The sequence below is a fragment of the Devosia sp. Leaf64 genome, assembly GCF_001421945.1.
In the GTDB taxonomy this organism is placed as follows: domain Bacteria; phylum Pseudomonadota; class Alphaproteobacteria; order Rhizobiales; family Devosiaceae; genus Devosia.
Genome location: NZ_LMLO01000012.1, coordinates 170233 through 192214, shown reverse-complemented (window position 1 = coordinate 192214; position 21982 = coordinate 170233). Strand labels below are relative to the sequence as shown.

Genomic DNA, 21982 nt, shown 5'->3' with positions numbered 1-21982 from the left:
GACCCATGCTCACCACAGGCATGGTCGCTGTGCTGGAGGTTGTTTTGGGAAATCGTCTGTCGAAAATCGTCACCCGCACCGGCGACAATGGCACAACGGGCCTCACTGACGGCTCGCGCCTTCGTAAGGACGCGCCGCTGATCGAGGCTATGGGCACGGTCGATGAACTCAACAGCACCATAGGCTTTGCCGAGAGTCAGCAGACCGACGCCGCCATTATCGAGGTGCTGATCGACATCCAGCACGACCTCTTCGATCTCGGTGGTGCGCTCTCCATGCCCGGTCACCCGGTGCTGACCGAAGCCCATATCGAAGCGTTGGATCAGATCGTCGCGGACTGGAACGCCGATCTGCCGCCGCTTAAGGAATTCATCCTGCCCGGCGGTTCTGCCGCCGTCGCGTCGCTGCACGTCGCGCGCACGGTCTGCCGACGTGCCGAACGCCGCCTGCTATCGCTCGACGAAGAGCGGACAACCCAAGGGCGGGTCTATCTCAATCGCCTCTCAGACCTGTTGTTCATCGCCGCCCGCGTCGCGTCGGGCGGCAATGAGCGCTATTGGAAACCTAGGCCGGCACGTAGTTGAGCACGGGCGCCAGCCAGCGTTCCACTTCGGCGATTTCCATGCCCTTTCGGCTTGCATAATCAAGCACTTGATCACGCTCGACCTTGGCGACGCCGAAGTAATAAGCATCGGGATGGCCGATATAAATGCCGGACACCGATGAACCCGGCCACATGGCCATGCTCTCGGTCAGTTGCACGCCGGTATTGGCTTCTGCATCGAGCAGGCGGAACAGCGTCACCTTTTCGGTATGGTCCGGCTGGGCGGGATAACCCGGGGCAGGGCGGATCCCGCGATAGGGCTCGCCGACCAGTTCATTGGGCGCAAAGGTCTCGTCTTCGGCATAGCCCCAGAATTCCTTGCGCACGCGCTGGTGCAACATCTCGGCCATGGCTTCGGCATAACGATCGGCCAGGGCCTTGACCATGATCGACCCGAAATCGTCGTTTGCTCTTTTGAAGCGTTCGGCAATCTCGTTTTCTTCGGGACCCGCCGTAACGACGAAACCGCCGAGATAGTCATGGGTGCCGATCGGTGCGACGAAATCGGCCAGCGCCACATTGGGGCTATCGCCGCGCTTCGAGGTCTGCTGTCGCAGCGTATAGAGCGTCGCGAGTTCCGCATTGCGGTCCTTGTCGGCAAAAAGTTTGATGTCGTCGCCGACGGCATTGGCGGGCCAGAAGCCAACAACCGCCCGCGGCTTAAACCAGTTTTCGGCGATGATGCGCTTGAGCATATCCTGCGCATCGGCGAACAGCTGACGCGCCACTTCGCCTTGCTTTTCATCATCGAGAATGCGCGGATAGACGCCCTTCAGTTCCCAGGTCTGGAAGAACGGCGTCCAATCAATGTACCGCGCAATCTCGGCGAGATCCCAATCCTCGATGACCCGCGTGCCGAAAAACTGAGGCGCGTTGACCTTGTAGTCGGTCCAGTCGATCTTGAAATGGTTGGCGCGCGCCGAGGTCAGCGGCAGGCGCTGCTTGGCCAATTCCGCGCGCTCGTGCTTTTCAGCAACCTCGACATATTCGGCGCGAATGCCGGCGACATAATCCGGCTTCATCGTCTCAGAGAGCAACTGGCCAACCACACCCACGGCGCGGCTGGCATCGGTCACATAAATGGCCTGGCCCTTCGTATAGCGTGGCGCGATTTTCACAGCTGTGTGCACGCGCGACGTCGTGGCGCCGCCGATCAGCAGCGGAATATCAAAACCCTCGCGCTCCATTTCCGAGGCAAGATGCACCATTTCATCGAGCGAAGGCGTGATAAGACCCGAGAGACCGATAACATCGACCTTCTCTGCCCGCGCCGTTTCCAAAATCTTCTGCGGCGGCACCATGACGCCGAGGTCGACGATCTCGTAATTGTTGCAGGCGAGCACGACGCCGACGATGTTCTTGCCGATATCGTGGACGTCGCCCTTGACCGTCGCCATCAGAATCTTGCCGGCCGATTGCCGCTGATCGCCGCCGGTCAGGGCTTTTTCCTCTTCCATATAGGGGAGGAGCACCGCCACGGCCTGCTTCATCACGCGGGCCGATTTCACCACCTGCGGCAGGAACATTTTCCCCGCGCCAAAGAGGTCGCCGACGACGTTCATGCCGGCCATCAACGGGCCTTCGATCACATGCAGCGGGCGCTCGGCATTCTGGCGCGCTTCTTCGGTATCGGCCTCAATGAATTCGGTGATGCCATTGACGAGCGCATGCTCGATCCGCTTGTCGATAGGCCATTCGCGCCAGGCAAGGTCACGGACCTTTTCTTCACGCGCGCCGCCCTTGAAGCGATCGGCAATTTCAAGCATTCGCTCGGTCGCCGTACCGCCGGTTTTCGGCTTGCGGTTGAGGACGACATCCTCGCACGCTTCGCGCAGTTCCGGGTCGATCTGGTCATAGACGGCAAGCTGCCCGGCATTGACGATGCCCATGTCCATGCCCGCCTTGATGGCGTGGTAAAGGAACACGGCATGCATCGCTTCGCGCACCGGCTCATTGCCGCGGAAGCTGAATGAGAGATTGGAAACGCCGCCCGAAATATGGGCATAGGGCAGGTTCTGGCGGATCCAGGCCGTCGCCTCGATGAAGTCGACGCCGTAATTGTCGTGCTCTTCGATGCCGGTGGCAACGGCGAAAACATTGGGGTCGAAGATGATGTCTTCGGGCGGAAAGCCCATTTCTTCGACTAGGATTTTATAGGCACGCGCGCAAATGTCGATCTTGCGCTGATAGGTATCGGCTTGGCCCTGTTCGTCAAAGGCCATGACGACGACGGCGGCACCATAGGCCATGCAGAGACCAGCATAGTGCCGGAACTGCTCTTCGCCTTCCTTGAGCGAGATGGAATTGACGATCGGCTTGCCCTGCACGCATTGGAGGCCCGCCTCGATCACCTCCCATTTGGAAGAGTCGATCATCACCGGAACGCGGGCGATTTCCGGCTCCGAAGCGATGAGGTTGAGGAACTCGACCATGGCGGCCTTGGAGTCGATCAGCCCCTCGTCCATGTTGATGTCGATGACCTGCGCGCCATTCTCGACCTGATCGCGCGCCACAGCGAGCGCCGCCGTATAATCCCGCGCCGTGATCAGCTTGCGAAAGCGCGCACTGCCCGTGACATTGGTCCGCTCGCCGATATTGACGAAGGGAATATCGGGCGTGAGGACGAAAGGCTCGAGGCCGGAAAGGCGGAGATAGCGGCTCAATGGACGACCCTCGGCGCAACGCCTGCAACGGCATCAGCGATGGCGCGGATATGGTCCGGCGTCGTACCACAGCAGCCGCCCACCACATTGACAATGCCTTCGCGCGCGAACTCGCCCACCTGTTTGGCGGTGTCCTCTGGGCCTTCATCATATTGGCCGAAGGCGTTAGGCAGGCCGGCATTGGGGTAGGCGCAGGTAAAGGTGTCGGCGACGCCCGAAATTTCGGTCATGTGCGGGCGCATTGCCTCGGCTCCTAGCGCACAGTTTAGCCCGATGGTGAAGGGGCGCGAATGTTTGACCGAATGCCAGAAGGCAGTCGGCGTCTGCCCGGTCAGCGTCCGCCCCGAGGCATCGGTAATCGTACCCGAGATCATCATCGGCAGCGCCACGCCGGTCGCTTCGAAAGCTTCCATGCAGGCAAAGATCGCCGCCTTGGCATTGAGTGTATCGAAGATCGTTTCGATCAGGATGACGTCTGCGCCGCCCGCGATGAGGCCGTTGACCTGCTGCGAATAGGCCTTGCGCAGGTCTTCGAACGTCACCGCGCGAAAGCCGGGATTGTTTACATCGGGGCTGATTGATGCCGTGCGGTTGGTTGGTCCAACGGCGCCGGCCACAAAGCGCGGCTTGCCGTCGATAGCGGTCGCGCGATCAAGCGCGCGGCGCACGACACGCGCACCCTCGACATTGAGATCATGCACCGCCGATTCCATGCCGTAATCGGCCTGGGCAATCGTGGTCGCCGAAAAAGTATTGGTCTCGACGATATCGGCACCAGCCATGGCGTATTTGAAGTGGATCTCTTCGATCGCTTCGGGCTGGGTGAGGATCAGAAGGTCGTTATTGCCCTTCTGCGGATGATCGGAATGATGCCGGCATGCGTGACCAGACCCGTGGCCGACGAAGTCATCCTCGGAAAGCCCCAATCCCTGGATTTGCGTGCCCATGGCGCCATCCAGAACAAGGATGCGCTCACGCGCCAATTTTTCCAGGAGCTTACGGCTGGGGGATGGGTTTGCCGGCATGATGACCTCGTCTTTCCTGGCCTTTTACCGAGGGTTTTTCGGAAAAGAAAGCCAAGCCAGATGTGGTGCTCATGCCGGCAGATGTGAAGGCGCAGTCGCCTTAGAAGCTCGCCTTGGCTCCTGCATAGAAAGTCCGGCCCTGCGTGTTGTAGCCCAGAACCTCCTGGTACTTGGTGTCAAAGAGGTTCTGCACGCGGCCATAGACCTCTACCTGATCGCTGATCTTATAATTCAGGCCGGCATTGACGACGGTGTAGGCCGGAAGCGTCACGTTGACAGCTGGGAATTGCGAAAAGTCGGTATCGAGGTTTGGCCCGTTCAAAACCGCCTCGCTATGCAGCGTCAACGGAATTTCCGGCAGCGTATAGGCGATGTCGATCGCGCCGGAATGCTCGGGACGACGGATCTCTCGTGCACCATTCGGCTGGCGAGCGTCGAGATAGGTGTAGGTCACCCCAGCCGTCAGTCCCTCAACGATATTGACGCGCGCCGATAGCTCGACGCCTTGGCGGGTGCTGGTGCCGAGCAGATTGACGACCGTGCTGGGTGCAAAACCCTGCGTCTGGATCTGGTTTTCGAGCGTCTGGCTGAAATAGGTCGCATCGAGAACGACCACGCCGTCAAGCAGGCTCTGTTCGATCCCAACATCCCAGCCAAAGCTCGATTCCGCCACCAGACCGGGATTGGGAATGAACAGGGCAGGATTGAAGCCGAACTGTTCGTAGAAGGTCGGATTGGTCGAACCGGTCCCGAGCGAAGCGTGGAGGCGCGTTCCGGTATCCGGAACCTGCCATGCGCCGCTGAGGCTATAGGTGGTGACGTCGGCAAAGCCTTCGTTGAAATCGTGGCGCAGGGCTGCAGTCAGGAAAACCTGATCGAAATATGTGCCGCGATATTCCCCGACGAGCGAATTGGTAACGCGCTTCTGCACATCGAGCTTGGTCGGCACGAGTTGCTGGAAGGTTTCGTAGACGATGTCATAGCCGAGCGTAACGGTATGCGTGCTGTCGAGGAAATCGGGCGTGTCGAAGTTGCGGCCGACTTGATAGGACGCCTTGTAGCGATCGTTGGTATTGAGCGACGCACCAAACTGATCGTTGGCGCCGCGCTCGATCGTCCCGGCGCTCACGCGGGCATTTTGAAACCAAAGGCCATCTTCGCTCACCCAGCCAAGACCAAGAGCGCCCGAAAGCTCCTTGATGGTGGCGGTGTCCGGGGTGTCCTGAACGATCCCGGAAAAATCCTGGCCATCAGCGTCCGCATCGATGCGCGCATAACGGATGCTGCCATCAAGGGTAAGCTGCGGCGTGATATCGGCGGCAAATCGACCATTGGCATCGATGTGATTGGCTCCGTCGAGCTCGGTACCAAACGAGGAGACATTGAAGCCGTCGGTGTGCCGCAGAGTCAGCGAACCCGAAATGTCGAAGTTTTCCTGGCCATAGGCCAGCGCCCCGCTCGTCATCTTCGTGCCGTCTGTGCCCGTTTCACCCGCCAGAGTGCCGTGCAAACCGTCCTCGGATACCGATTTGGTCACGATATTGATAACGCCTGCCATGGCATTGGCGCCCCAGAAGGCGCTTTGCGGACCGCGCAGAATTTCGATGCGTTCGACATTGGTCATCGCCAAACGCGCAAAGTCGAATTCACCGTCCGAGTTTTCGCTGACCGGCACGCCATCGATCAGCACGAGTACATGATTGGCTTCGGCGCCACGGACACGGATCTGCGTCTTGTTGCCGAATGAGCCCGTGCGCGACACCGCAAACCCCGGCACCTGACGCAGCACGTCCGCGATATAGGGCGTGCCGCTCAATGCGATCTGATCACCATCGATCACGGTATAAGACCGGCCGATTTCATTTTCTTCAAACGGCGTCAGTCCACCGGCATTGATGACGAGTTTGGGGAGGATCGTTTCCTGAGCTGCAACGGGAAGGGCTATCGCCAAAGTGGCAGTCAGCAGGGCGATGGACGAGGTGAGCGTCTTGAAGCGCATAGGGCGTGGCTTTCGAGGTGGCGCGACGGCTCAGGCGGAAGCGTCAATGCTTCCCGCGCGGCGGCGCACAAAGATTAAAACGAGGTGGGGCGTGCGGCCGGATTAGCGGCGCGACGGCATCGGGGGACGATCGCTCATCGTCTGTCTTGTCCTCCGCCCGATCCGCCCGATCAGCCTGAAATGGATTCCACTTCCATGGCAGGTCTCCTGGCTCGCGGATCAAGCCGACGTTTCGCCTTCCCAGCCCAAAAGCCAGTGGACACTGAAACGTCGTCTCCGCTTACAGTTGCGGGGGCAGCGTCGGACTGGGGATCGCTCCTTGACCGGCTTCCCTATTATCCCCTTGCGAGGACCATGGACGGGCCGAAAATGAACAAAGCCTTAATTCAAGTCAACGACGTAAGGCCGTTCGCGAGGGGCTATCCACAGTGTCGCCTTAGTCGATCGTAATCGCGCGATTGAACACGCGCTTGTAGCCCGGCAGTTTTTCTGGATAGAGGATCGATATCAGATCCAGCAGCACCAGATCGGGGCGCATGGTGCCCAGTTCATAAAACTGCACGCCGCCGTTCGGCCCCTTCAGTGCATCGGGTATCCATACCTCTCCTGCCTGGGCCGCCGGCAGGGCGGCGAGGCGGGGATTTTCTGCTGCGATATCGGTAAGGTTGCGATAGGTCATTGCCGCCTGGATCCAGACCTTTGCCTCCCGCGCTCGGGTCACCAGCTGTTCGAGGTCATGGATTTCGAAGCTACCGGTGCTGGTATTGTCAGCAAAGACATAGCGTCCGCCTGCATCGGCAATGAGCTGCGCGATGAACGATTTGCCGCCCGCCGCAAAGAACACGCCACCAAACGCCTGACCGCTGAGGACAAACGGCTTGTCGTCTTCAGCAACCCCTGAGACCAATGCCTCAGCCGCAGCATATCGCTTTGCGACCGCTGCAAAGCTCTCGTCGGCCTTGGCCTCGGCATTGAAAAAAAGCCCCATGAACTTGACCCATTCGGCCCGGCCGAGCGGCGATGTCTCCTGCCAATCGGCAAAGTTGACGACGGCAATGCCTGCAGCGGCGAGCCGCTGGATTTCGGCCTCGCCACTCCCGCCTGCCATGAACACGTCGGGCCGCGCCGCCACCACGGCCTCGATATCGACGACACCTGAGGTTTCGTATTCGACCACCCCAGCCGTTTCCATGTGCGCGATGACTTCCGGCGTCGCGATGAAATCTCGCCGGGCTACTCCGGTCAGCGCCTTCAATCCGCCGACGGTGACAAGCGCAGGAGCCTGTGCCGTGCTGCCTGAAAACAGCGACTGAACCGGCACGCTAATCCGCGGCACATTGGCCATGTCCGGTCCGAGGTCCGGGCTTGGCGTGCCGCATTGCACCAGCACATAGTGCTCGGGTTGACCGCCCGGATAGGGTCGGTCGACGGTGACGATTTTATAATTCCCAAAATACGCGACGGAGAAATTGTCCGAGAATTCGATGCTCGATTTGGCTGCGAAATAGTCCTGCCCCGCCTCGTAAGCGGTCGCACAACCCTTCGTGTCGAGCGAGGGTGCTGCAATCGACGGCGACACGCTGAAAAGGGCGAGGAGAATGCCGACGAAACCTCGATTACAAATCACTGGACGCTTTCTCCAGTTCTCCGCGCAAAGCGGGCGAGCTCTGCAAAGCTTTGCCCCTCCGCCTGCGTGCCGTTTCCTTGTGCCGTCCATCCTTGTTCTCCGACGGTCACGATCAACTTGGCCATGGGCGCATCTGAGGGCGCAAATCCCTCCCGTTCGAGAACTGAACGCGCAAAATCTACTCGGCCTGCAAAACCGGAAACGAAGGCGCGACCGCGAGGATGCGTTCTGATCCTGAAGCTTCGATCGGTTACCGAAAAGGTAACGTTTGGCCCCGAAAACACCGCCGCAAAGGTGTCATCGGCAAGCAGGTCTTCCGGCGCACCGATGTGGAGGTGGCGCTTGCCATCGATCAGCCAGATCGTGTCGGCGGTGCGCAGCGACAGGTCGAGATCATGGCTTGAGAGAATGACCGCAATATCCTGATCTCGCGCCAAATGGCGGAGCATGGCGACCATCTCGACGCGCCCCGATACGTCAAGAAATGCCGATGGTTCATCGAGCAACAGAACGGATGGCTTTTGTGCGAGAGCCCGCGCGATCATGAAGCGCTGGCGTTCGCCGTCCGACAATTCGTTGATATCGCGATGTGCCAGATGCGCTGCGCCGACGGAGACAATAGCCTCCCGTACAATCTCTCGATCCGCATCGCTCAGCTGTCCTGCCCAGTTTACATGCGGGTATCGGCCAAGCTCGACCAGTCGAAAAGCCGGCATGGCCCCGATGGTGATGCGCTCTGTCAGCACGACCCCAACGTGCCGGGCCAGCTCGGCAGGTGACATTCGGGCGGTATCACTGCCCGCGATTGCAACGGTTCCGGAGAGCGGTGGCATGGCCCGCGCAAGAGTCCGCATCAATGTCGATTTGCCCACACCGTTGGGGCCCAAGAGGCAAACCATCTCGCCAGGTTGGACGGTCAGGTTGAGCCCGTTCAGAACGGTGCGCTTGTCGCGCCGACGGTCATAGCCGACCGCGAGATCCCTTGCCTCAAGCAGCGCCGTCATCCGACAAAGCCCCCGTTTCGGGCGCGGAGGATCACGAGAACGACGACCGGAGCGCCGATCAGCGCCGTCACTGCATTGAGTGGCAAGACGCCGAATTGGCTGGGCAGCAGCGAAATCAATTGCGCGAAAAGGGCGAGGAGAGCGCCAAGCATGATCGAGGCTGGCACCAAAACGCAGTGGTCGGAGGATTTGAGCAAAGAACGCGCGATATGCGGCACTGCTACGCCGAGAAAGCCGATTGGCCCGCAAAAAGCAGTTACCGCGCCGGCGAGCATGGACGCTGTCCCCATAGTCACGAGGCGCATTGCCTTGGTGTTGAGGCCCATGGATTGCGCGTAGGTCTCTCCGAGGAGCAGAGCGTTGAGTTGTTTGATGCTGAGGCACGCAATCAGGAGGCCGATGATGACCACCGGCGCCAGCACCTGCAATTGCGTCCAGGTCACCGCGCTGAACGATCCAAACCCCCAGGCGACCCAACGCGCCAACTGTTCCGGCGCCGCGCCGGCGACGAGGAGCGTCACGAAGGCGGAAACGGCGTAGCCCGTCATCAAACCAAAAACCAGAACAGTGGTTGGGTTTTGGAGGCGCGCTGCAACAGCCAGCGTTGGCATTAGAACCACCAAGCCGCCCAGCGTGGCCGCGATGACGAGGGCAAAATCGGTGCCGATGCCCAAGCCGCCCGTCAAAAATATGCCGATAGCGCTGCCTGAGGCGAGAATCACAAGCGCGACGCCAAGGCTTGCGCCCGACGTAATGCCGAGAACGAAGGGATCGGCCAGTGGATTGCGCATCATCGTCTGCATTTGAAGCCCGGCAACGCTGAGTGCGGATCCGGCGAGGCCTGCAGTCAAAGCGCGGGGCAGGCGGATGGAGAGGATGATTTCTGCGTCACCCGGGGCAGTGCTTATCTGCCCGGCTAGAACTGCGACGACCGACTGGAGCGGTATGGAAGTGGAGCCGAGGCAGATCGCCAAAATGAACGCGATCAGCAAGAGGATTGATATCACTGCCAATAGAAACATGTGGCGGAGCCGAGCGGAGTGACCCAGATCGCCAAGAATAATGCTGCGTTCCGAAGCCAATACCGGGTCTCACAAGACGTCACGTCGACAGCGGTGAGTTCTAGCAGAGGGTCTGAGGGCTTGGCTGCAATTTTGTGCGGATAAGTTCGTCAAGCACAGCGCGATGGACTAGATCGTCGGCTGAAATGTCATCTGCGCCGTGAACAGGGTTTGCCGTTCGGCGTCGGTAACCGTGACGGTTAGGACCAATTCGCCATCCCTTGGAATTTCCTCGGCCGCGATCTCGGCAAGAGCTTTTACCGCTTCCTTGTGGGCCATTTCTTCGTTTTCCAGCTCCTGGCCGATCGTGTCGACACTGACATCATCGTTGGACGCGAAATCGAAGTAGAACCGGGGCATCTAGCGAACTCCTCGGCAGTGAGAAGTGCGCTCTAGTGGCTTGGGTTCCTTCAAAAATCCTTGGCTACAGTTTTGCGGGATTATCCCGGCCCACTCGGCCGTCAAGATAGTGCAGGTAGGAGGGGTCAAACTGCCCAAGTTTGCGCAACTCTTCCCAGCGCAGGATCGACACGATCTGCTGGTCGAAATCCATCACGCCCCGGCCGCGCAGATCCTGCAGGGTCCTGTTGGCGTGTACCATGGAAATGCCCAGAATGTCGCCAAGGTCGGCTTGGGTCAGGGGGAGTGGGAAGGTGTTGTTATCGGTCAGCCCAGCCATGGCGGCGCGGGTGAAGAGCTCGCAGAAAAAATGCGCCATCCGCGACACAGCCTCGGCCTGGCCCAACATCAGCATCCAAGCCCTGAACGCGGCGGAATCGATGAGCGTGTCGCGCCAGAGAAGGGCGTTGAGCGTTGGCGACCGGTCGAGCGCCTCATAAACCGCGTCATGCGGAATACGCGCTATTCGGCAATCGCTGATAGCACTGAGGCTATGGTCCATCCTGTTGAGGTGGAGGCTGTGGAGATCGGGAATGTCGCCCGCGGTATGGAGCGAGAAGATCTGACGATTGCCGTTCGGGAGGGTTTTGGAGCGGCAGAGATACCCGCTGACCACGAGGCAGCAGCTCGACGACACCTCGCCATCCGAGACGATCTCGCTCCCCTTGGATAGATCGCTCTCTCGCAACGGTAGGCGCCGCAAGGCGTCGCGGTCGGCGTCGGTCAGTTTGCCGATCGTCTCAAGGCGGTGAAGCAGGGGGTCAATAGCGCTGGTCATAGCTTTCCGGTTTTCCCGACACTATGGACCCAAACGCTCAACCGGCGAGTCGGTCGCAAGTGCAATGAGAGCATCATCTTGCTTGTTTGCTACCAGAGCAAGTCTCAAGCGTCCTCGGGCAGGCCCTGTTGGATGGCGCCGCGACGCTGCAACATGGTTGCACACATCACGCAAAACAGGGCCCACGCCGCGCCGAGGCACCACCCCGCCAGCACGTCGCTGGGGTAATGCACGCCCATGTAAAGCCGGCTTATGCCAACGATGACGGTCAGGACAATCGCGGCGCTGATGCTGAAGATCCGGAGCGGCCGCGTTGGCGCGAGACGTGCGAGCAAGGCACCGATCGTGAGGAATGTCACGGCCGACAGCATCGCGTGTCCACTCGGGAAGCTCGCGGTGAACTGGGTCGACATCGCGACGAGATCGGGTCGCGGGCGGTTGTACCCCATCTTGAGAAACGTACTGAGCAGCGTTCCGCCAAGCACGGAAACGACGATCATCAGTGCTTCCGTCCGCATGCGTGCGAGAAGCAGGTAACTGCACACGCCAAGGACCAGAAGTCCCAGGATCGCGAAGCTTCCGAGGGAGGTCAGATCGCGCACCATCTCATGGACCCAAGCCGGGCCGATGATCTGATCGACATTGTTCGGGTCGCGGAAAACCATGAGGATAGCATTGTCGAAGGCTTCCATTTCGCCTTCGATCATTTCATCCGCAATGCGAAGAAATGCGAGAATGAGCCCCGAGACCAGCGCGATGCCAGTCAAGAGTTTGGCTTCCTTGGTCACGAAGCTGTGGACGCGGCGGTAGTGTTTTGAACGGCTGAGTGTGTCGAACATGGATTTCCTTCGGCGCCTTTGGCAACGCATAGGCTGCCCGCACGTTCCAATGCCAAAGTCTTACCCGGGCCAGGCACCGTGACCAAACACACTTATTACGTCCTATTCAATGCCAATGCCGGAACCGCCATCGCAACAGGCGTTTCCGCCGATTCCATCAAGGATATGTTCGCCTCGCACGAAATGCAGGCAACGATTGACGCACGGACCGACGTGACGCTCAACGTCAGACTTGCCGATGCTATGGCAAGCGATGCATCCGTCATCGTGGCCGCGGGGGGAGATGGCACGATCACGGCGGTCGCGTCCGCCCTTGTCGGTTCTGAGAAAGCCCTGGCTATCCTGCCGCTCGGTACTGTCAATGCGCTCGCCAAGGATCTTCACGTCCCATTGAATCTGCCTGCGGCCATCGCGTCCTTGGCGACGGGTGTAGAGCACCGTATCGATGTCGGCGAGGTCAATGGCCAGATTTTTCTTCATAAGGTCGTTATCGGGCTAATTCCGGGGCTCGCCGCTGGGCGCGAGCATATTCGCGGCAAGCAGACCTTTTCCGCCAAGATCGGCTTTGTGCGTTACTTTTTCCGGCGCCTCTCGCGGGCCAAGCGCCTTGCCATCGCCATCGAACCGCTTGAAGGGGAGCGGCGGCTCGAGCGGGTGCAGGCGATTGCGGTGGCCAGCAATTCCTATGACGAAGGGCTGGGCCAGTTCTTCTCGCGCAGCAGCCTCGATCGTGGGACGCTGACGCTGTACGTGCTGCGGCATCTCAATGCCGGCGACTTTTTCCGTCTCTCCACCAACATGCTGTTCGGCCGCTGGCGCAGCGATGAGGCGCTGTCGATGGAAAGCATCAACGGCGTCGTCATCACCACCAAGAAGGGGCTAGTCAAAGTCATGCTCGACGGCGAAGTCCAGGCGCTGCAGAGCCCGCTCAATTTCTCGATCCGCCCGCGGGCTTTGTCCGTCATCGTCCCGACCGAACTTGCCACTCAATCCACTGTGGAAGCCGCATGAAGATTCTGCATATCTCCGACCTGCATTTCGGCCATCACGATCCAAAGCTGGCCGAAGGCTTTGCCGACGACATCAATGCCCAGCGCCCCGATCTCATCGTTGCGAGTGGGGATTTTACCCAGATCGGCACCAAGGAAGAATTCGAGCAAGCGCGCGAGTTTCTAGACAAACTGAGCGCGCCGGTATTTGCCGTTCCGGGCAATCACGACGTGCCAGCCGTCAACATCTTCCGACGCTTCCTAAATCCCTACGGGTTTTACAAGAAGTACATTTCGCCCGACCTCGAGCCCTTCATCGAAATGGACGGCGTCGCGCTTGTTGGCATGCGCACATCACGTCGCGCGCGGCTTGAGTGGAATTGGGGGCATGGCACGATCTCGCGTGGCCAACTCGAAGATCTCGACGAGCGCTTTGCCAAGGCCTCATCCAACGCCGTGCGCGTCATTGTGGCCCACCATCCTCTGCTTTTTCCCACCGAGCCGATGATCCAAAAAACCAAGCGGGTAAAGCGAGCGGACGATGCGCTCGAAACGTTCGCCAGCCTTGGCGTGCGCCTTGTTCTTTCGGGGCACTTTCATCTGTCTTATGTGCGTAAACACGAGCAGACGGACAAACGGCGCGAGGGCCAGCCCATGGGCCTGAGTAAATCCGTCGTCGCGCCCATCCTGATTGCCCAGGCGTCCTCGGCCATCTCAACTCGCCTGCGGGGCGAGCCGAATGCCTATAACCTCATCGATATCAGCAATGAGCTGATCACCGTGACGGTGCGCGAGTGGCGCGACGGGCAATGGCATACCCGCGACCGCGCCACCGAGCCAGTCTGACCCTCAGGCCAGCCGCAACACTGCGGCTGGCATCTCGCCAAGGATTTCGTTGAGCGAACCACTGTCGACTTCGCGGCCAGTGAACACATTGGTCCAGTCTCCTGCCGCCAGTTCGCTCGGCAATTGCACCTTTAGATCCGGTGTATCTTCCGGCAGCCCCAGCCACGCCAGAACCAGAATGGCCGCATCGCCATCGCGCCGCAGGAAGCCGACCGCGCGCGAATTTTCCTCGTCGAAAGCGATCGGCTCGTAACGGCCCTTGGCAAAGAGGTTTGGGATCTCCTTGCGAAGAGCCAAGAGCCGGCTGATCACGCCAAGCTTGGTCTTGCCGCTGGTCCAATCGGCCATGGTCTCGCTGAGATCATTGGGCAGCGCGTTCAGCAGTGCCGTGCGCTCGGCAAAATCGACTGGGCGACGGTTGTCAGGGTCGACCATGCTCTGCTCATAGAGCTCGGCGCCTTGATAGATGTCGGGCATGCCCGGCACGGTCAGCTTTAGCGTCGCGGCGATGATGCTGTTCCGCGCGCCAAGCGGCCCAATCTCGTCCGCAAAGGCGCGGAAATCGGCCAGGAACTCGCCATCTGGATCAAGTGTCTGATCGACCACCGCCATCAGTGCGCCTTCGTAGTCCTCCGAGTTTGCCGTCCAAGTCGTATGCCGCCGCGCTTCGCGAACAGCCTTGGTCATGGCGTCTCTTGTGCGCTCGCGGAATGTTTCCAGTTTGTCTGGGTCGATCGCGCCGGAGCGCGCAAATTCCGCCGGCCAGGCGCCAAGCAATTGCTGGAAGAAATAATAAAGGTCGTTGGCGTCGATATCCTCGCCGAAATGGGCGCGCCATTCGGTGACCTTTGCTATCCATTCATCCGGTAGCAGCGACAGCGCGGCGATCCGGGCGCGGACATCTTCACCGCGCTTGGTGTCGTGGCTCGAACTCGTCAGCATGCCGCCGGGGAAATTTGCGGCGCGATCGCGGTTGAATGCGTGGAACTGATCGGGACTGACCGAGAACTGGTCCGGCCGCTCGCCAACATCCGACAAGGCAATGAGGCGATTGTAGCGATAGAGCGCCGTATCCTCGAGACCCTTGGCCATGGCCGGGCCGGTAAATTGCTGCAGGCGCATCGCGGTTTCGAGCACGTCGTCGCCCTCGATATTGAGGAGCGCGACATCCCTGAGGAAATCAAACAGGGCCCCATCCAGCGTCGGGGCCATCGTCTGCGCTTCGGCCAGCGCCTCTTCGATATAATTTCGGTCGCTCGCCGTCGTGTCGCCTTCGACATAGGTCCGATAGACCGAAAGGCAGGACAGGAAATGCCGCAGAGCGTTACGGATGCCGTTGCGCGTAAGATCTGCCGATGCCCTGTGGCTTCCAGCAATCGCAGTGAGCCGCGTCGTCAGGGCGTCAAGCTCGGCCGACATTTCATAGTCGATGATCTCGAGCTTGGCTTCCCGCTCCAGCGCGTCGAGCGTGCCCGTCTCGCCGGTAAAATCGCGATAAAACTCGGTCAGCGTTCCTTCTGCCGCAGGGTCGACAAGCAATTGAGCCGTCACATTGGCAAATTCATAGCCCGTCGTGCCGTCGATATCCCAATCCGACCGCAAAGCCTCGCCGGGCGCGAGGATTTTTTCGACGACGAGATAGATTGGTCGCGGGCAAGCTTGCCGCAGCCGCAACGTATATTGCTTGGGGTCGTAGAGGCCATCGATATGGTCGATGCGCAAGCCCTCGACCAAGCCCTCTTCGACAAGCTGGAATATCAGCTTGTGGGCATGGTCGAAGACCTCCTGCCGCTCGATACGGATCGCCGCGAGATCGGAGACGATGAAGAAGCGACGATAATTGATTTCGTCCGCACCGACGGAGTAGCGCGCCGCGCGCCAGTTCTGCTTGGCGATCAGCTCCGCGAGATCCTGCCGCCCCGCTTCGCTGTTGAAGTGCTGAACTGCCATCTCGATGCCCGGGGCGCGAGCCTCTGCCAACCGCGTCTTGAGCTGTGCTGCGACATCCTGATCGACGCCCCAGCCGGAGAGCAGGGCCTCGTCTATGTCGCCTGCATGTTTGAGGATTTCCCCATAGTGCCGTGGGTCGATCGGCAATTTGTGCGTGTCTTCAGCCCAGATCGCAAAGCTACCTGTGGCATCATCAAACTTGAGGGACATGCGTCCGGTTTCAATTGCCTCGCCCAGCGCAGAGCCGAGGAATGGCATGAGAACCTTATCCTGCAGCGATGGTTCAGACGGCGCCCAGTTTATGTCGAACCAATAGGCATAGCGGCTATCGCGCCCCCATTCGAGCACGTTGAGCCAATAGGGGTTTTCCGCCCCGCCAATGCCCATGTGGTTGGGCACGATATCGAGGATGATGCCAATTCCCTCGCGCCGAAGCGCCGCCGCCATTTGCCTGAGGCCGTCGAGCGTGCCGAGTTCTGGGTTGACGAGCGTATGGTCGACCGTGTCATAGCCATGCATGCTGCCGGGCCGCGCTTTGAGAATTGGCGAGAGATAGGCGTGGCTGATGCCTAGCCGGCCAAGGTACGGCGCCAGTTTCTCGGCGTCTGAAAATCCAAAATCCTTGTTAAGCTGCAGACGATAGCTGGCGCGGGGGACGGGACGCTCGTCCCGGTCAGAGGCGTAAACAGGCATTGCAAAACCTTGGCTAACGCATGTGCCTACGGAAGCGAGAAGTCTCGTCCGCAAGAGCGTCATGCGCATAAACAACAGGCTGCGACAGGCAGCCTACGACAATGGCAATCCAACGAGCCGGGTTCCGGGCATGTGCATGGGAGGGGCAGCGCGTCTCGGAAAGCCCATCGGCGCCGCACTAACAATACTGATAACTGAGCGGACGGACCGGTTATCGCCTTAATTTGTTTGGACAAAATCTATCCGCCCGAAGTTCATTGCCTCGGGTGGTCCGCAATTCCTGCCCCAATCCGTCGTTTCTCGCGACACGTGTCGGGCAAAGGGATAAGAACCTCTGGCCCTTGATGTGCATTCTCTGGCAGAACCGTCTTACTCGATCTGGCCCGGTCCATGATCCAACATTGGAGACTCTCGTGGCAGATCAGCAGATCACTCCGGAATTGGCCAATTATATCAGCAGCGCCCGGGTCGCCCTGGCTCTCGCCGATGTCAACGACGACCATCGTCTGGTCATGGTCAATACGGCTTTCTGTGATCTGACGGGCTATGGCAGCGACGAAGTCGTCGGGCAGAATTGCCGCTTCCTTCAGGTGTCGCGGTCGCGGGGTAAATCCGAAAATGTCGACGCGTTGACCGACATCCACCGTTTCCTCTCTGAACCAGACGTCCAGACGGTGCGTACACCCATCGTCAACTTCACCAAGGACGACAAGCCCTTTGTCAATTTGCTTTTCATGTCAAAACTCAAGGGACCGAGCGGAACGACGCGCTACATATTTGCCTCGCAGTTCGATGTGAGCCGGTCGCATCTTTCCATGCTCGACAGCTATGATCTGCAATTGTCGCAAGCCATTTCGGGTCTCTCACCCGTGCTGCAGGAAAGCGGCATGATCATCGAAGGTTCGCTCGCAACCATCGCCAATTCCGCCGCCATGATCGCTCAGGCCAAGATGATCCTTTCCCAGTTGGAGGCGTCCAACTCGTGACCCTCAACCAACCGGCGGTGACGACAGACATCGAGGAAGACGCCACTGTGCCGGTTATCGGCATCGGTGCATCAGCGGGCGGGTTGGAAGCGCTCCGCGACATGTTTGCAGCAGCAGGCACATCACCGGGCATGTGCTTTGTCGTGGTGCAGCATCTCGACCCCAACCACGAAAGCATGATGGCTCAGTTGATCGATCGGCACACCGAGCTGATCGTCAAGCAATGCGAGGGCGGTGAAAAGGTCGAGGCAGATACGGTCTACATCATTCCGCCAGGCCACGGCCTTGCCATTATGGATGGTCACCTGACCCTGACCGATTTCGAGCAGCCGCGTGGCCTTCGGCGGCCGATCGATGACTTTTTCATTTCGCTTGCGCTCGACCAGACGACCAACGCGGCCTGCGTCATCCTCTCAGGCACGGGTGCCGACGGCACCACGGGTCTGCGCGCCATCAAGGAGCATGGTGGCATCAGTGTTGTCCAGGAGCCCGGCACCGCGAAATATGATGGCATGCCGCTTTCGGCCGTGGGAACGGGCCTGGTCGATTTCGTTGCCGCACCCGCCGAGATCGTTGGCCGGCTCCAGTCTTTCTTCAATCGCCATAAAGTCGACAAACACGATCAGGCCGAAGTTGTCGCCGATCATGTCGATGAACTCTGCCGCGTCTTGAGGACTGCTGTCGGACACGATTTTTCCGGTTACAAGCGTTCGACCCTCGTGCGTCGCGTCGAACGGCGCATGCATGTCCTCGGCATAGCCAAAGGCCGGGATTATCTTGATCGGACGCGCACCGACCGCGCCGAATGCGAGGCATTGTTCCGCGACCTTCTGATCAATGTTACGCGCTTTTTCCGCGATGAGGCCATTTTCCGGCAGGTTGCCGAAGAGGCGATCAAGCCCCTTGTCTCAGCCGATGCCGACGAGGATGGTATCAGGGTCTGGATCCCGGGATGCTCGTCGGGCGAAGAAGCCTATTCCTATGCCATGCTCTTTGCCGAGGCTGCGGAAACCCTCAACCGGCCGTTGACGGTGCAGATCATCGCCACCGATATCGACGAGCAAATGCTTCAGATCGCGCGGGATGGCTCCTATCCCAATTCGGCCATGGCGGACATTCCGGCTCGATTGCGCGAAAAATACACGGTCCCCCACAAAGACCACTTTACGATCGCCTCGCACATTCGCGATCTCATTCGCTTTTCCAATCATAGCGTCGTCAAGGATCCGCCGTTCTCGCGCATCGATCTCGTGTCGTGCCGAAACCTGCTGATCTATTTCAACGACAAGCTGCAGCAGTCGGTCCTGCCGCTGCTGCACTATGCATTGAAGCCCGGTGGTTTTCTGGTGCTTGGTCCGTCCGAGACCGTCGGCCGCTTCGACAATCTCTTCCCAGCCGTCAACGCCCAGGCACGCATCTTCAAGCGCTCGAACGCGTCACCGAGCTATCCCATGGAGCTGCCTGGCGGACGCGGTGAGGCCGCTCCGCGTCGTGCAGATCGTGACACAAGCGAAGTGACACGGGTGGTCAAGGAAGGTGGCCTCGCCAAATCGCGGCTGATGGAGCGCTATGTTCCAGCAAGCCTTGTTGTCGATGGCGAAGGGCTAATCGTTGCTGCCTATGGCCGGTTAGGCCGCTTCTTCGATTTTCCCGTCACCCCGATGGATACAGCGAGCGCGACGTCTTTGGCACGTCCCGGTCTTCGCAACACCATCACTCCGCTGCTGCGCCAGGCCAAAGAAGCCAAGCGCCGTGTCGTCAGCCGCGACGTAAAGGTGCAGTCCGACTTCGGCACGGTGACAGCTGAGGTCGTTTGCGATCCATTGGCTGATGGCACCTTCCTCTTCGTGTTCCAGGAATCCGCGCCCTTTGCCATGTTTACCGATGGCGACACGCTGGCTGAAAGCGATGGCGATGAACATCTCGAAGCCATCGAGAGCGAACTGCGTCTGACCCGTCATCGGCTCCGCTCCGCCGTGGAAGAGCTCGAAACGGCCAATGAGGAGCTCAAGAGCTCCAACGAAGAAATGATGTCGATGAACGAGGAGCTTCAATCGACCAATGAAGAGCTCTCGACCGTCAACGACGAGCTCAAGACCAAGGTCGATCAGATTTCCGTCGTCAACGCCGACCTCCGAAATTTCCTGGATTCAACCGATCTCGCCGTTATCGTTCTCGATCGTGACCTGCGGGTCCGTAGTTTCACCAATGCCGCAACGACAGTCTTCCCGCTGCAAGCCGGCGACCGTGGCCGTTCGCTCTCCGAAGTCGCAAGCCGTCTGGCCTCGCCCGACTACTTGGACGATGCTCAGCGTGTCGCGGAAACGGGCGAGTCCATCCAACGTCGCGTGCTAAGCCAGGACGGTCGTCGGACCTTCGCGCTCAAGATCCGCCCCTATCGCCTCGCATCCAATGAGATCGATGGGGCCATGCTGGTTCTCACCGAACTGACAGATCTCCTCTCCATGGAGCGCGAGCTCGAGCAGGGCCGTGAGCGCCTTGATATGGCGGTCCGCACCGCCGGAATTGGCGTCTGGGAATATAGCCCGCTAACGGGTCGAGCCATTCTCGACAATTTTGAATTGGCCAATTTCGGCATCTATGAGCGCGATGGCGCTGTCGATGATCTCATCAACTACGTTTTCCCCGCCGACCGTAGGGTGGTGAAGGAAAAGCTCCACGACGCCTCGCTTGGCCGCGGTGATTTCGAAGCGACCTTTCGTCTTCAATCGGCGACCGCTGGCATTCGCTGGGTCCGAGCCTTTGGCCGCCTGATCGACGATAACGGTGAGCGTCGCCTGATTGGCGTGACCATCGACGTCACGCCGGAGCACCAATTGGCCGAAACGCGCGACGTGATGCTGCGCGAAATGAACCACCGCGTAAAAAACCTCTTCGCGCTCATCGCCGGGATGATCCGCATCGCGTCGCGCCGGTACGAGAAGGTTGGCGACATGGCCGAGGATATTGGCTCGCGTATCGCCGCGCTTGGCCGGGCCCACTCCTTGTCGACCAGCGCGCAGGGCGAGCAGTCGGCCAATATCAAGGACCTCATTCTGGCGACGCTTGCCCCCTATGAGGGCCATGCGCAAATCCATTCGTCGGGGCCAGTGCTGGAGGTCAAGGCATCGGCCATCTCGTCCTTTGCCCTCATCATCCACGAATGGGCCACCAATTCCGTCAAATATGGCGTCCTCGGTCCCGAGCCGGGGAACCTTTTGGTGGAATGGTCTGTTCAGGACCACCGGCTGTCCCTCGAATGGACAGAGCAGCGGGCGACCGCTGTGCCGCACATTGAAAGTTCCGGTTTTGGAACCATCCTTATGGAGACCTCGGCGCGACAATTGGCGGGCGAACTGATCACCACAGTGGATGACAATCGCCTGAAACACGAGTTGAGCGTGCCGACTTCGGTAATTGAGTTAGATGAATAACAAGATCTTGCTGGTCGAAGATGAGCTTCTTACAGCGATGGACGTTGAAGACACCCTGCGTGAAGCGGGCTGGGATGTAGACGGTCCGTTCTCCAGCGTTCGTAATACCCTTCGTTATCTCGAGAACAATTTGCCGCTTTGCGCGGTTCTCGATGTGCGTCTTGAAGACGGGGAAGTCCTGCCTGCCGCAGATGTGCTGGCAGAGGCCGGCGTCCCGATTGTTTTTCACTCCGGCCATGCCAGCCACGACCAACTCTCGTCGCGTTATCCGGATGCCTCGTTCTGCGACAAGCCGGCTTTGCCGCAAATGCTTGCCCAAGCTGTCGAGCAGGCCGTCGATCGCGTCCGCGGCAGCCTCGACGAGTTGCAGGCCGTCCGCGCCACTTGATCGCGTTAGCGTCCCTCAAAACTGAGCGTTGAGACTAGCGTCGCAATCCGCTGGGCTAGTTTTTCTGCTGGCTCCACCGGTTCGGTTCTGAGCCAGTTGATGGCGAGCCAGCTTAGTCCACCTGCAAAAAAGCGGTTCACCGTCTGGGCATAGACCGAGCTCGCTTCCGAAGGTGCGATATGGCCGGGCACGAGGCGCGTTCCCGTCAGCGAAACCAGGTCATCGAAAAAGCTCGCGTTTCCGGCCTCTTCCATGACCCGCACAAAGAAAGTGCGGTGTTGTGCAAGATAGGCGAAAATTTCCAGCGCCGCCTTTTCGATATGCGCCCGTAGCGCCTCGCCCGCCAATTCCTCATTTTCCTCTGAATGCGCCAGAGCCTCATCAAGGCGCATGAAGGCAGCCGCGCGCGCTGCGGCGGCGAGATCTGGAAAATGCTGGTAGAATGTGGGGCGCGTGACGGCAGCTTTTGTTGCGACCTGCGTAATAGAGAGGCCGGACAGAGGTCCTGCGTCCAGCAGTTCAATGACAGCGTCCAAAATGGCGCCGCGGGATCGTTCGAGACGAGCGTCCATGGGTCCTTGCATAACCTACTTTACAATCGTAAATCTATGCCGTAATTTTACATCTGTCAAATAGGCGGCAGTATGGCCGCAGCCAGTCGGAGAGCTCGCATATGCGGTCCCGTTCATCATCAATC

General features: G+C 59.6%; 15 protein-coding genes, 1 pseudogene and 1 riboswitch. Of the genes and pseudogenes, 6 read left to right on the top strand and 10 right to left on the bottom strand.

The features are described from left to right. Positions 1–5: 5 nt before the first annotated feature. Positions 6–584 carry a cob(I)yrinic acid a,c-diamide adenosyltransferase gene (locus tag ASE94_RS06410; protein WP_244483988.1) on the top strand — a complete coding sequence of 193 codons (579 nt, stop codon included), beginning with the start codon at positions 6–8 and terminating at the stop codon, positions 582–584. Here the strand turns inward: ASE94_RS06410 and metH are convergent. The 8 genes and pseudogenes from metH to ASE94_RS06365 form a co-directional block, all read right to left on the bottom strand. Beyond that, a pseudogene (metH, locus tag ASE94_RS06405) lies at positions 565–4259 on the bottom strand (methionine synthase); the annotation flags it as partial. The gene ASE94_RS06410 and the pseudogene metH overlap by 20 nt on opposite strands. A 133-nt stretch (positions 4260–4392) precedes the next feature. Continuing rightward, positions 4393–6291 carry a TonB-dependent receptor gene (locus tag ASE94_RS06395; protein ID WP_062629685.1) on the bottom strand — a complete coding sequence of 633 codons (1899 nt, stop codon included), beginning with the start codon at positions 6289–6291 and terminating at the stop codon, positions 4393–4395. A 179-nt stretch (positions 6292–6470) separates the two neighbouring features. Then, a riboswitch (cobalamin riboswitch) is annotated at positions 6471–6663 on the bottom strand. Positions 6664–6727: 64 nt separating this feature from the next. Continuing rightward, on the bottom strand, positions 6728–7918 hold the full coding sequence (locus ASE94_RS06390) for an ABC transporter substrate-binding protein (protein WP_062629684.1): 1191 nt from the start codon (positions 7916–7918) through the stop codon (positions 6728–6730). After that, the gene (locus ASE94_RS06385) at positions 7915–8922 is read right to left on the bottom strand and encodes an ABC transporter ATP-binding protein (RefSeq protein WP_062629683.1); all 1008 of its coding nucleotides are present in this window, start codon (positions 8920–8922) and stop codon (positions 7915–7917) included. Before ASE94_RS06385 ends, ASE94_RS06390 begins: the two co-directional genes overlap by 4 nt. After that, on the bottom strand, positions 8919–9944 hold the full coding sequence (locus ASE94_RS06380) for an iron ABC transporter permease (RefSeq protein WP_082460999.1): 1026 nt from the start codon (positions 9942–9944) through the stop codon (positions 8919–8921). Before ASE94_RS06380 ends, ASE94_RS06385 begins: the two co-directional genes overlap by 4 nt. A 168-nt stretch (positions 9945–10112) precedes the next feature. Next, positions 10113–10343, bottom strand: coding sequence for a hypothetical protein (locus tag ASE94_RS06375; RefSeq protein ID WP_062629681.1), 231 nt, complete (start codon positions 10341–10343; stop codon positions 10113–10115). 64 nt (positions 10344–10407) lie between these two features. Then, positions 10408–11160 (bottom strand): Crp/Fnr family transcriptional regulator, encoded by a 753-nt coding sequence (locus tag ASE94_RS06370; RefSeq protein ID WP_062629680.1) that lies wholly within the window; start codon positions 11158–11160, stop codon positions 10408–10410. 104 nt (positions 11161–11264) lie between these two features. Further along, positions 11265–11999: a phosphatase PAP2 family protein gene (locus ASE94_RS06365; protein ID WP_062629679.1), complete on the bottom strand. Its 735-nt coding sequence runs from the start codon at positions 11997–11999 to the stop codon at positions 11265–11267. A 78-nt stretch (positions 12000–12077) separates the two neighbouring features. On the opposite strand from ASE94_RS06365, the gene ASE94_RS06360 reads away from it, so the two are divergent. Together ASE94_RS06360 and ASE94_RS06355 are read left to right on the top strand one after the other, a co-directional pair. Next, positions 12078–13010: a diacylglycerol kinase family protein gene (locus ASE94_RS06360; protein ID WP_062629678.1), complete on the top strand. Its 933-nt coding sequence runs from the start codon at positions 12078–12080 to the stop codon at positions 13008–13010. After that, on the top strand, positions 13007–13834 hold the full coding sequence (locus ASE94_RS06355) for a metallophosphoesterase (protein WP_062629677.1): 828 nt from the start codon (positions 13007–13009) through the stop codon (positions 13832–13834). Before ASE94_RS06360 ends, ASE94_RS06355 begins: the two co-directional genes overlap by 4 nt. Before the next feature lie 3 nt (positions 13835–13837). On the opposite strand, the gene treY is transcribed toward ASE94_RS06355, so the two are convergent. After that, the gene (treY, locus tag ASE94_RS06350; protein WP_062629676.1) at positions 13838–16477 is read right to left on the bottom strand and encodes a malto-oligosyltrehalose synthase; all 2640 of its coding nucleotides are present in this window, start codon (positions 16475–16477) and stop codon (positions 13838–13840) included. Between the two features lie 413 nt (positions 16478–16890). On the opposite strand from treY, the gene ASE94_RS06345 reads away from it, so the two are divergent. From ASE94_RS06345 to ASE94_RS06335, 3 genes are read left to right on the top strand one after another with little or no spacing between them, the layout of a single operon-like run. After that, complete coding sequence (locus ASE94_RS06345) at positions 16891–17463, top strand: PAS domain-containing protein (RefSeq protein ID WP_061911875.1); 573 nt, start codon at positions 16891–16893, stop codon at positions 17461–17463. Further along, entirely contained in the window at positions 17460–20897 is a 3438-nt protein-coding gene (locus tag ASE94_RS06340) for a chemotaxis protein CheB (RefSeq protein ID WP_244483987.1), read from the top strand. The genes ASE94_RS06345 and ASE94_RS06340 overlap by 4 nt, the downstream gene beginning before the upstream one ends. Continuing rightward, positions 20890–21285 (top strand): response regulator, encoded by a 396-nt coding sequence (locus ASE94_RS06335; protein ID WP_062629675.1) that lies wholly within the window; start codon positions 20890–20892, stop codon positions 21283–21285. Before ASE94_RS06340 ends, ASE94_RS06335 begins: the two co-directional genes overlap by 8 nt. Before the next feature lie 5 nt (positions 21286–21290). Here ASE94_RS06335 and ASE94_RS06330 read toward each other — a convergent pair whose 3' ends face one another. Continuing rightward, complete coding sequence (locus tag ASE94_RS06330; protein WP_062629674.1) at positions 21291–21857, bottom strand: TetR/AcrR family transcriptional regulator; 567 nt, start codon at positions 21855–21857, stop codon at positions 21291–21293. Between the last annotated feature and the right edge of the window lie 125 nt (positions 21858–21982).

Excerpts from the sequence above, each read along its gene's own strand:
- ASE94_RS06410 (WP_244483988.1), top strand. The coding sequence starts at position 6 with ATGCTCACCACAGGCATGGTCGCTGTGCTGGAGGTTGTTTTGGGAAAT.
- ASE94_RS06395 (WP_062629685.1), bottom strand. The coding sequence starts at position 6,291 with ATGCGCTTCAAGACGCTCACCTCGTCCATCGCCCTGCTGACTGCCACT.
- ASE94_RS06385 (WP_062629683.1), bottom strand. The coding sequence starts at position 8,922 with ATGACGGCGCTGCTTGAGGCAAGGGATCTCGCGGTCGGCTATGACCGT.
- ASE94_RS06380 (WP_082460999.1), bottom strand. The coding sequence starts at position 9,944 with ATGTTTCTATTGGCAGTGATATCAATCCTCTTGCTGATCGCGTTCATT.
- ASE94_RS06375 (WP_062629681.1), bottom strand. The coding sequence starts at position 10,343 with ATGCCCCGGTTCTACTTCGATTTCGCGTCCAACGATGATGTCAGTGTC.
- ASE94_RS06370 (WP_062629680.1), bottom strand. The coding sequence starts at position 11,160 with ATGACCAGCGCTATTGACCCCCTGCTTCACCGCCTTGAGACGATCGGC.
- ASE94_RS06365 (WP_062629679.1), bottom strand. The coding sequence starts at position 11,999 with ATGTTCGACACACTCAGCCGTTCAAAACACTACCGCCGCGTCCACAGC.
- ASE94_RS06355 (WP_062629677.1), top strand. The coding sequence starts at position 13,007 with ATGAAGATTCTGCATATCTCCGACCTGCATTTCGGCCATCACGATCCA.
- treY (WP_062629676.1), bottom strand. The coding sequence starts at position 16,477 with ATGCCTGTTTACGCCTCTGACCGGGACGAGCGTCCCGTCCCCCGCGCC.
- ASE94_RS06335 (WP_062629675.1), top strand. The coding sequence starts at position 20,890 with ATGAATAACAAGATCTTGCTGGTCGAAGATGAGCTTCTTACAGCGATG.
- ASE94_RS06330 (WP_062629674.1), bottom strand. The coding sequence starts at position 21,857 with ATGGACGCTCGTCTCGAACGATCCCGCGGCGCCATTTTGGACGCTGTC.